Origin of the sequence: Clostridium zhoujianii, assembly GCF_051590805.1 — a bacterium.
Taxonomy (GTDB): domain Bacteria; phylum Bacillota; class Clostridia; order Clostridiales; family Clostridiaceae; genus Clostridium.
This window is the reverse complement of record NZ_JBPUTF010000008.1, coordinates 1-11,429: the sequence shown is the minus strand read 5'-3', so window position 1 is coordinate 11,429 and position 11,429 is coordinate 1. Positions and strand designations below refer to the sequence as shown.

7 protein-coding genes and 1 rRNA gene are annotated in these 11,429 nt (G+C 30.9%); all 8 read left to right on the top strand.

The genetic code is table 11. The features are described from left to right. Window positions 1-8: 8 nt before the first annotated feature. Window positions 9-125 (top strand): 5S ribosomal RNA (rrf, locus tag ACSYT2_RS18455). A gap of 248 nt (window positions 126-373) precedes the next feature. Continuing rightward, a complete protein-coding gene (locus ACSYT2_RS18450) occupies window positions 374-526 on the top strand; it encodes a zinc-ribbon domain-containing protein (protein ID WP_430858262.1) in 153 nt (50 codons plus the stop codon). 249 nt (window positions 527-775) lie between these two features. Beyond that, window positions 776-2,758 carry a 1,4-alpha-glucan branching protein GlgB gene (gene glgB, locus ACSYT2_RS18445; RefSeq protein ID WP_438385412.1) on the top strand — a complete coding sequence of 661 codons (1,983 nt, stop codon included), beginning with the start codon at window positions 776-778 and terminating at the stop codon, window positions 2,756-2,758. Then, the gene (glgA, locus tag ACSYT2_RS18440) at window positions 2,733-4,166 is read left to right on the top strand and encodes a glycogen synthase GlgA (RefSeq protein ID WP_438385410.1); all 1,434 of its coding nucleotides are present in this window, start codon (window positions 2,733-2,735) and stop codon (window positions 4,164-4,166) included. Before glgB ends, glgA begins: the two co-directional genes overlap by 26 nt. An 18-nt stretch (window positions 4,167-4,184) precedes the next feature. After that, window positions 4,185-6,620: a glycogen/starch/alpha-glucan phosphorylase gene (locus ACSYT2_RS18435; protein WP_438385408.1), complete on the top strand. Its 2,436-nt coding sequence runs from the start codon at window positions 4,185-4,187 to the stop codon at window positions 6,618-6,620. A gap of 14 nt (window positions 6,621-6,634) precedes the next feature. Further along, entirely contained in the window at window positions 6,635-8,467 is a 1,833-nt protein-coding gene (locus ACSYT2_RS18430; RefSeq protein WP_430858258.1) for a glycoside hydrolase family 13 protein, read from the top strand. A gap of 136 nt (window positions 8,468-8,603) precedes the next feature. Further along, a complete protein-coding gene (locus tag ACSYT2_RS18425) occupies window positions 8,604-9,764 on the top strand; it encodes a glucose-1-phosphate adenylyltransferase (protein ID WP_438385406.1) in 1,161 nt (386 codons plus the stop codon). 21 nt (window positions 9,765-9,785) lie between these two features. Next, complete coding sequence (gene glgD / locus ACSYT2_RS18420; RefSeq protein WP_430858256.1) at window positions 9,786-10,892, top strand: glucose-1-phosphate adenylyltransferase subunit GlgD; 1,107 nt, start codon at window positions 9,786-9,788, stop codon at window positions 10,890-10,892. Window positions 10,893-11,429: the final 537 nt, after the last annotated feature.

Here is an 11,429-nt window from a genome sequence, read left to right as displayed (position 1 = left end):
TTGATAAATCTAGTGATGATGGCGTAGAGGAAACACTCCTTTCCATTCCGAACAGGAAAGTTAAGCTCTACAGCGCCGATGGTACTGCATGGGAGACTGTGTGGGAGAGTAGGACGTTGCTAGGTAAGTTAAGAGGATAGTTGATACTATCCTTTTTTTATATAGAAAAATATAAAATAAAAATCATTTTCATAGAAGTAATTTAATTCAATTTAAAAAATATTAGAAAAACTATTGCAATATATGAAATTATGTGTTATTATAATAGAGTAGCAAAAATGCTAATAAACAAAAAAGTTTCATTTAGGTAAATAGTTTCTCAAGATTGGAGATTATTATCAAATTAGAATCTTTAACTTTAGGAGGAACATTTATGACAGATAAGACAATAGTATGCAGAGATTGCGGTAATGAATTCATATTCTCAGTAGGGGAGCAAGAATTCTATAAAGAAAAAGGATTCGATAATGAGCCAGTAAGATGTATATCTTGTAGAAGAGCTAAAAAAGAACAAAATAGAAGATAATTTTGATTATTACAAGCTGTAGGTAAAACTACAGCTTTTTTGTTTTTAATTTAAATTAATTCGAAATCAAATTAGTATATAAAATAAGAAAAAATAGCCTGCAGCTTCAAGAAGTTGGAGGCTATTTTTTATATGAAAATCACACTAATACAGTAATTACCAATATGTAAAAGGATAACGGTTTCAATTCTTGATATATTAATTATGGCTAGAGAGTTAATAAAGTTCAGATTAAATGAATAGGATTATATGAGAACTGTAAGAGAAGGAGGAATTAACTTGAAGAAGATAGATAGTAATTATACTATTACAGATTTTAACTCTTATTTATTTCATGAGGGGCGAAATTATGAAGCTTATAAGATATTAGGATCACATGTAGTTACTGAAGAGAATAAAAGTGGGATAAGATTTAGCACTTGGGCTCCTAATGCAAAAGAAATATGGATTGTAGGAGATTTTAATAATTTTTCAATAAATAAAAAATATAAATTAAAGAAGGTAACAGAAGGCGGAATATGGAGCATATTTATTGCGGATATTGAAATAGGTACCAAATATAAATATGCAATAAAAGGTGTAGATAATAAGGTTGTTTATAAAGCAGATCCATATGCTATATCTTCTGAATTGAGACCCAATAGTGCATCTATAGTATATAAGACAGAGAGATTTAATTGGATAGATAAGAAATGGAGAGATAAAAAGATAAAATCTAATATATACAAAAGTCCAATAAACATTTATGAGGTTCATTTAGGGTCTTGGAAAACAAAGGAGGGAGAGTTTTTAACATATGAAGAGTTAAGTGAAGAATTACCTGAGTATGTAAGTAAAATGGGATACACTTATGTTGAAATAATGCCATTAGTAGAGCATCCCTTAGATGCTTCTTGGGGATATCAAGGAGTAGGATTTTATTCACTAACAAGTAGATATGGAACAATAGAAGGTTTTAAGAAATTAGTTCAAGCACTACACCTAAAGAATATAGGGGTGATTTTGGATTGGGCTCCAGGTCATTTCTGCAAAGATGCTCATGGATTATATAAATTTGATGGAGGCCCAACTTATGAATATGAAGAAGAATGGAAAGCAGAAAATAAGGGATGGGGTACAGCAAATTTTGATTTGGGTAGACCAGAGGTAAAAAGTTTCTTAATTTCAAATGCTCTGTACTGGATTAAAGAATTTCATATAGATGGACTCAGGGTAGATGCAGTATCAAATATACTTTATTTAAACTATGGAAGAAATGATGGAGAATGGATGCCTAATAAAGATGGTGGAAGTGGTAATTTAGAAGGAATTCAATTTGTAAAAGATCTTAATACAGCAGTTTTTAAGGAATGTAATAATGTATTAATGATAGCAGAGGAATCTACTTCTTGGCCAAATGTTTGTATGGACATTGAAAATGGAGGATTAGGATTTAATTTCAAATGGGATATGGGATGGATGAATGATACTTTGGAATATATTGAAATGAATCCAGTGTATAGAAAGTACCATCATAATAATCTTACCTTTTCAATGATGTATAACTACTCTGAAAATTTTATATTGCCATTGTCACATGATGAAGTTGTTCATGGAAAAAAATCTATGGTAGATAAAATGTTTGGTGATTATTGGAATAAATTTGCTGGCTTAAGACTTCTATTAGCATATATGATAGGACATCCAGGCAAGAAGTTAACATTTATGGGAGCAGAGTTTGGTCAATTTATTGAGTGGAGGGAATATGAAGAACTTGAATGGAAGCTTATAGATAACTACCCTATGCATAAAGATACTCAAAATTATGTTATGGATTTAAATAATTTTTATAAGAAAAATAGAGCCTTATGGGAATTAGATTACGATACAAATGGTTTTACATGGATAGATGCAGATAATAATGATCAAAGTATTTTGGTCTTTATGAGAAAAGGAAAGCATAAGGATGATACATTAATATTCATATGTAACTTTACCCCTGTAGTTTATTATGACTTCAGGATTGGTGTACCATATTTAACTGATTATAAAGAAGTACTTAATAGTGATGATTCTATATATGGTGGATCAGGGCAGATATTAGGTGATGTAATATTAGTTGCTGAAAATGAAAGGTATCACAATCAAAAATATAGTATAAAAGTTAAAGTACCACCAATGGCTACTTTAGTTATTGGTATTAAAAGGGAGAGGAAGGAGAAAGTAGATGAAAGTATTATTAGTAGCATCTGAGTCACATCCTTTTATTAAGACTGGAGGTCTTGGAGACGTAGTAGGTGCATTACCGAAATCATTAGTAAAAAATGGGAATGATGTACGTGTTGTAATCCCTAAATATAAAAATATTAATAATAAGATAAAAGAAAAATTAAATTTTATAAAATGGTTTATGGTGCAGGTAGGATGGAGAAGTCAGTATTGTGGAGTATTTGAATATAAAGAAGCTGGAGTTACCTACTACCTTTTAGATAATGAATATTATTTTGGAAGAGATGCTTTATATGGTTATTATGATGATGGTGAGAGATTTGCTTATTACGATAGAGCTGTATTGGAATTTATAAAAGAAATAAATTGGCAGCCAGATATTATACATTGTAACGATTGGCATACAGGTATGATACCAGTGATGCTTAAGCTAGAGTATGTAAGGGATGACTTCTACAGAAGTATTAAAACTGTATTTTCAATACACAATATGCTTTTTCAAGGTGTATTTTCACCAGAGGTTTTACCAGAACTATTTGGATATGATATGGAACCATTTAATAATGGAAGCTTAGAATTCTATGGAGGAGTAAGCTTCATGAAGGGAGGTATTAATTATGCAGATAAGATATCAACAGTAAGTTATACCTACGCAGATGAAATAAAGACTCCTCAATATGGAGAGAAGTTAGATGGACTACTAAGAGAAAGAGGGTATGCAATTAAAGGAATACTTAATGGAATAGATTATGAAGAGTATGACCCATACAATGATCCGTATATATATAAGTCCTTTGAAAATGGTGGTATAGAAGATAAGCAAGTAAATAAGTTAGCCCTTCAAAAGGAATTATCTCTACCGGTAAATAAGGATATCCCTATGATAGGAATAGTATCAAGATTAACAAATCAAAAGGGATTAGACCTAATTGTTAATATAGCTGATAGGTTACTACAGAGTAATATTCAGTTAGTTATACTTGGGACTGGGGATAATCACTATGAAGAACATTTTAAGAATGTACAGTATAGATACAATGATAAGGTATCTACAAATATAATGTTTGATAATGGATTAGCACATAGGATATATGCAAGTTGTGATATGTTTTTAATGCCGTCATTATTTGAGCCTTGTGGATTAGGACAACTTATGGCTCTAAGATATGGGGCTGTACCTATAGTTAGAGAAACAGGAGGTTTAAAAGACACAATTTCCCCTTATAATCAATACAATGGAGTAGGGAATGGGTTTAGCTTCAATAACTTTAATTCTAATGAGCTATTGATGATAACAGAATATGCATTAAGGATATATGAGGATAAAGATAGATGGAAATCTATCGTATCACAAGCAATGAACTCTAATAATAGTTGGGATAAATCAGCAGGAGAGTATAGCGAATTATACGTTGAAGTTATCGGGGCTTAATCATAGGAGGGGATTAGTATGCTAACCTTAGACAAAGAAACTTTTAAAGCATCTTATGAAAATAAGTACAAGGATCTTCATGGTGATGAGATAGAAGAAGGAAGTAACCTTCAAAAGTATGAAGCATTAGGAAGTTTAATAAGAGATTATGTTGTTAGATTGTCAATGAACACTAATAAAAGATATAACAAAACTGGAGAAAAGCAAGTTTACTATTTTTCTATGGAATTTCTATTAGGTAGATTATTAGGAGATGTCTTAATGAATCTAGGGATTATGGATGTTTGTAAAGAGGCTTTAGCAGAATTAAATATAAATTTAAGAGAACTTGAGGATTTAGAGCAAGATCAAGGATTAGGAAATGGCGGTCTTGGAAGACTAGCAGCTTGTTTCCTTGATTCAATGGCATCCTTAAATATTGCAGGACATGGATGTGGAATAAGATATAAGTATGGATTTTTCGAACAAAAGATAATAAATGGTAAGCAGGTTGAAGTATCTGATAATTGGCTTAGAGAAGGTAATGTATGGGAAAGAAGAAAAGCAGATAAAGCTGAAATAGTTAAATTTGGTGGAGAGATAAAAGTTGAAGAAGTGGAAGGAAAATTAACATTTACTCAAGTTAATTTTGAGCCTATTCTTGCAGTTCCATATGACACTCCAGTTGTTGGATATGAGAATGAAGTGGCTAATACCTTAAGGCTTTGGAGTGCAGAAACTGTTTCTAATGAATTTGATTACTCATCCTTTAGTAGAGGAGAATTTTTAAAAGCTATTGAGTATAAGAATTCAGTTGAAGCTATATCTCAAGTACTATATCCTGAGGATTCCTTTTACGAAGGTAAGATTTTAAGATTAAAGCAACAATATTTTTTTGTATCGGCAGGAATCCAAAGTATAATAAGACATTATAAAAAGCATGGTGGAAATATAAAGGAATTAGATGAGAAAATAGCTATTCATATAAATGATACTCACCCTACATTGGCAATACCTGAACTTATGAGAATATTACTAGATGAAGAGGGATTAGCCTGGGAAGAAGCATGGAGAGTAACAAAAAATACAATATCTTATACTAATCATACAATTTTGTCAGAAGCTTTAGAAAAGTGGCCAATTGAAATGTTCAAAGGTTTATTACCTAGGGTATATATGATTGTAGAGGAGATAAATGAAAGGTATTGTAGGGATCTATGGAACAAGTATACAGCACAGTGGGATAAGATATCAAGGATGGCAATAATAGCTGATGGACAAATAAGAATGGCAAACTTAGCTGTAGTTGGTAGTCATAGTGTGAATGGAGTTGCAAAATTACACACAGAGATATTAAAGAAAGAGGAAATGCAGGATTTATATTATTTATATCCTAATAAATTCAATAATAAAACAAATGGAATTACTCATAGAAGATGGCTTTTAAAGAGTAATCCAGGGTTAACTGAATTATTAAAAGAAACAATAGGGGAAAGTTTTATAAAACACCCTACTGATTTAATTAATTTTGAAAAGTTTGCTCATGAGAGTAGAGTTCAAGAAGAATTAGCCAGAGTAAAAAGAAAAAATAAGGATAGACTTGCAGAGAGAATTTATAAAAGCAATGGTATTGTAGTAGATCCAGCATCTATATTTGATGTTCATGTAAAAAGAATACATGCGTATAAGAGACAAACATTGAATTGCTTAAGAATAATGGATTTATACAATCAACTATGTGAGAATCCAAATTTAGATATTGAACCAAGGACATTTATATTTGCAGGGAAAGCAGCACCGGGATATTATTTGGCTAAGAACATTATTGAACTTATTAATTGCATTGCAGATAAGATTAATAATGATCCGAGAATAAATAAGAGGTTAAAGGTGGTTTTTTTAGATAACTATAGAGTATCCTTGGCAGAGGATATTATTCCAGCCGCAGATTTAAGTGAACAAATATCAACAACAACTAAAGAAGCATCAGGAACATCTAATATGAAGTTCATGATGAATGGAGCAGTAACTATTGCAACATTAGATGGAGCAAATATAGAGATTAATGATGAAGTTGGAGATGACAATATAGTAATCTTCGGTATGACGGCTAGGGAAGTGTTAAATTATCTTCAGAATGGAGGATATTGTTCTATTGATATATGTAATGCAAATAAAAAAGTTAGTAGAGTTGTTGGAGATTTAATAAATGGAACCTATCACAAAGATAAGGATAGATTCAAAAGTATATATGAGAATTTAATAACCTACAATGATGAATTTTTTGTTTTGAAGGATTTTGATTCATATATACAAGCACAGAATAGGGTAAATAATATTTTTAAAGATATGTATAAATGGCAAGAAATCTGTGGCATAAATATAGCTCATTCAGGTATTTTCTCATCAGATAGAACTATACAACAATATGCAACAGGTATATGGGGGCCAGAGTTAATCTATAAAAACTTATAAGGAGGATGGATTTAATGGAGCAGGATTTTGCCTTTCACAATTCCCATATAAGAGAATATAGAAGTCCTTTTGGAGCAGTGCCTGTAAGAACTAAAGTAAATATAAAAATATTAGTAAACAAGGGAGTAGAAGTTTATTTAAAGGTAATAGGCTTCGAAGATGAAGAAAGGTTAATCAAAATGAATTGGGAGGGGAATAGTGGAAATAGGGCACTATTCTCAGCACAGATTGATACAAGTGAATTACTAGGGATGAATAGATACTACTTTGTAATAAAAAAGGATGAAAGAGAATTTTATTATGGAAATAATACTGAAGTATTAGGTGGGGAAGGCAATATTTACTATGAAAATCCAATACCTTATCAGATAACAGTCTATGAAGAAGAATATATACCAGAATGGTTTCAAGAGGGGATAATATATCAGATATTTGTAGATAGATTTTATAATGGGAACAAAGATGGGAGAATAAGCAATCCTAAAAAGAATAGCTTTATATATGGTCAGTGGGACGATGAGCCTATGTATATAAAGGGGAAAAATGGAGAAGTAATAAGGTGGGATTTCTTTGGCGGGAACTTAAGGGGAGTAATAGAGAAATTACCATATCTTAATGAGCTAGGAATAACAATTTTATATTTCAATCCAATTTTTGAAGCAATAAGTTGCCATAAGTATGATACAGGAAATTATGAAAATATAGATCCTATGTTTGGAACTGAAATGGATTTTAAGGAGCTTTGTGATAAGGCAGAAGGTTATGGGATAAAAATAATATTAGATGGAGTATTTAGCCATACTGGTTCAGATAGTAAATACTTTAATAAGGAAGGTAATTATAACAGTATAGGAGCATTTCAATCAAAAGAGTCTCCTTATTATAGTTGGTATAGGTTTTATGATTATCCAAGGACTTATGAGAGTTGGTGGGGATTTGAAAATCAGCCTAATGTAGATGAATTAAATCCAGCATATCTAGATTATATTGTTACTGGAGATAATTCTATAGTAACAAAGTGGATTAAGCTAGGCGCAAGTGGATGGAGACTAGATGTGGCAGATGAATTACCAGATAAGTTTATAGAACTATTAAAGAAGAGGATTAGGGAAGTAAAGAAGGATAGTATATTAGTAGGAGAAGTCTGGGAAGATGCATCTAATAAAGTTAGTTACTCAGAAAGAAGGAAGTATCTATTTGGTAGGGAGCTTGATTCTGTAACAAATTATCCTTTACGAGATAGCATACTTAGGTATGTGAAAGGAGAGATATCTGGCTCGAAGTTCATTAAACAAATTTATAGCTTATATGAGAATTATCCAATAGATAATTTTTATAATACTATGAATCTGCTAGGAAATCATGATACTGAAAGAATACTTACTTTATTAAGTGAAGACAAATCATTATTAGAGCTTGCTATAGTAATTCAAATGACATTACCAGGAGTACCATTAATATATTATGGAGATGAAGCAGGGTTATTAGGATTAAGAGATCCAAGTAATAGACGAACTTATCCTTGGGGAAATGAAGATAAGGAAGTATATAGACTATATAAGAACTTAATATCTTTAAGAAAAAATAATCATATTTTATTAAAGGGTGACTTTGATATCTATAGAGGTGAAGAGGACTTAGTTATAGTAAAAAGGGCTTACAAAAATAAAAGTATATTAATTATATTAAATAATTCTTTAGAGGATAGGGAAGTAGAAATAAAGTTAAGCTCAGATGTAGAATGGATAGATATTATAAGAAATCAAGTATTAATAAAAAATAATAAAGAAAGTTATCCTATTAAAATTAGATGTAAAGGCTATGCTATATTACAAGAGTTGCAGTAAGGTAGATAAATACAGAGTTTCAGTGGAATGAGGCTCTGTATTTTATTTTAATAAAATATCAATATTATGTATAAATGTGGAATGTAAATCATATTGTAATAGAGGTTAGAAACATAAGAGAGAGGAGATGGGGTTTGTGGGCAAAAGAGAGGTTGTTGCAATGATATTAGCAGGTGGACAAGGATCGAGGTTAGGAGTATTAACTAAAAATTTGGCAAAACCAGCAGTTCCATTTGGAGGTAAGTACAGAATTATAGACTTTCCTCTTAGTAATTGTTCAAATTCAGGAATTTATACAGTAGGAGTATTAACTCAGTATAAGCCATTAGAGCTAAATTCACATATTGGAATAGGGAGTCCATGGGATTTAGATAGAAGAGATGGCGGCGTAAGTATTTTACCACCATATCAAGAAGAAAAGGGCGGTAAGTGGTATAAAGGAACAGCAAATGCAATATTACAGAACATAGAGTTTGTTGATAGTTATGACCCTGAATATGTATTAATATTGTCAGGGGATCACATATATAAGATGGACTATGATAAAATGATTAAATTTCATAAGCAAAAAGAAGCAGATGCTACAATTGCAGTTATAGAGGTACCAATGAATGAAGCAAGTAGATTTGGAATAATGAATACACGAGAGGATTTATCAATTTATGAGTTTGAAGAAAAACCTGAGGAGCCAAAAAGTAATTTAGCTTCAATGGGTATTTATATATTTAACTGGAAGACCTTAAAGAAGTATTTAAAGGAAGATGATGGAGATAAGACATCAAGTAATGATTTTGGGAAAAATATCATCCCAAACATGCTTAATTCAGGAAAGAGAATGGTGGCTTATCCATTTAAGGGATATTGGAAAGATGTAGGGACAATTGAGAGCCTATGGGAGGCAAATATGGATTTGTTAAAGAATGATAATGAACTTAGTTTATATGATGAAGAATGGAAGATATACTCGGATAACCCTGTTAGTCCAGCTCAATATGTTGGGTCAAAGGCTAGGGTAAAAAATTCACTTATTGTAGAAGGTTGTACTGTTCATGGTGAGGTAGTAGATTCTATTTTGTTTCAAGGAGTACATGTTGGCAAAAACACGATAATTAAGGATTCTATAATAATGACTAATGTAAGAATAGGGGATAATGTTGTAATTAACAAAGCAATAATAGGTAGCGATGTAGTAGTTAGGAAAGAATCTAAGATAGGTAATGGTGATAATATCGCTGTAGTTGCATCAAAGGAAGAGGTTAAATCAGGTAGCAATGTTGAAGCATGCAGCACTATTTAGCTTATTAAGGGGGGAGAGCTAATGAATAATTGTGTAGGAATTATAAATTTGGATGAGAATGAAAGCAGAATGGGTGAGCTTGTAAGAAATAGACCGTTAGCATCAGTACCAATAGCTGCAAGATACAGAATAGTTGATTTTGTACTATCGAATATGACTAATTCAGGAATAGAGTGTATAGGAATGTTCACAAAGAATAGATCTAGATCGCTGATAGATCATTTAACCAATGGAAGACCTTGGGATTTACACAGAAAAAAGGATGGGCTGAAGGTATTTAACTTCGGATACGAAGATCCTTCATATGATGATGTTCATAATTTTTCTGACAATATAGAGTTTGTTAAATATAGTAGGAAAGAATATGTATTAATATCACCATCATATATGATATGTAACATTAATTACAATGAAGCATTAGAAAAACATAAGGCTAGCAAAAACGATATTACTATTATATATAAGAATATAAATAATGCTGATAAGGGATTTATAGATTGTGATGTATTAAATATAAATGAAAATGGAAGAGTATTATCAGTTGGACAGAATATAGGAAGAGAGAATAATGCCAATATAAGCATGGAAATGTATATAATGTCTACAGAACTATTTATAGATATAGTATTAGAAAGTGTTAGAAGTGGGATGTATAGAAAGATAAAACAATTTATTAATGCCAATATAGAAAACTTACATGTGTGTACCTATGAATTTGAAGGGTATCTTAATTGTATAAATTCATTAAATAGTTATTATGCTGCTAATATGGATCTGCTTAAAAAGAAAGTTAATACAGAACTCTTTTATAATGGGCAACCAATCTATACAAAAACAAAGGATGAAGCACCTACACATTATGCTGAGAGTAGTAATGTAAGTAATTCAATAATTGCAAATGGATGTCTTATAGAAGGTGAAGTTAAGAATTGCATTATATCTAGGAGAGTATATATTGCTAAAAGTGCAGTGGTAGAGGATTGCGTAATAATGCAAAATACTGTAATAGGTGAAGGAGCACAGCTTGAAAAGGTAATAGCAGATAAAGGAACGGAAGTAGGAGCAAATGATAAATATAAAGGTTCAGATTTTTGGCCTGTAGTAATGAAGAATAGAAAATATATATAAGTTAGTAAGAGAGGGATGTATTTGAACCTCTCTTTTTTATTTATAGACTAGTTAGTATAGGTATATTTTTAAGGATTATATTTACATAATATATGATATATGTTTAATATAACAATAAAACATTTCCTAGTGTATCAATATATGAATAATAGAGAAAAAGAAAAAAATAAAGAGTATATATAGATATATTATAAAAAAAACACGAAAAACGAATAAGAATGATTTCATGTTTATGGTAAGATAAATCTCGTCGCTAAGGCAAACAGATAACAACAAAAACAAGTTTAAAAAACTTAAAAAAGTTGTTGACAAGGTTCGCTGATAAATGATAAGATAAATGAGTCGCTTAAGTGACAATCCAAATTTTAATTTGGTAATTGGAACTTACCTATTTGGGGAGTGCGACAAAGAAATTGGTCTTTGAAAATTGAACAGATATATAAGTTAAAAACCAGCAATTCTTTTTATGAGTAAGTTTTTGAGATTAAGATTAAACTTTTTATTGAGAGTTTGATCCTGGCTCAGGACGAACGCTGG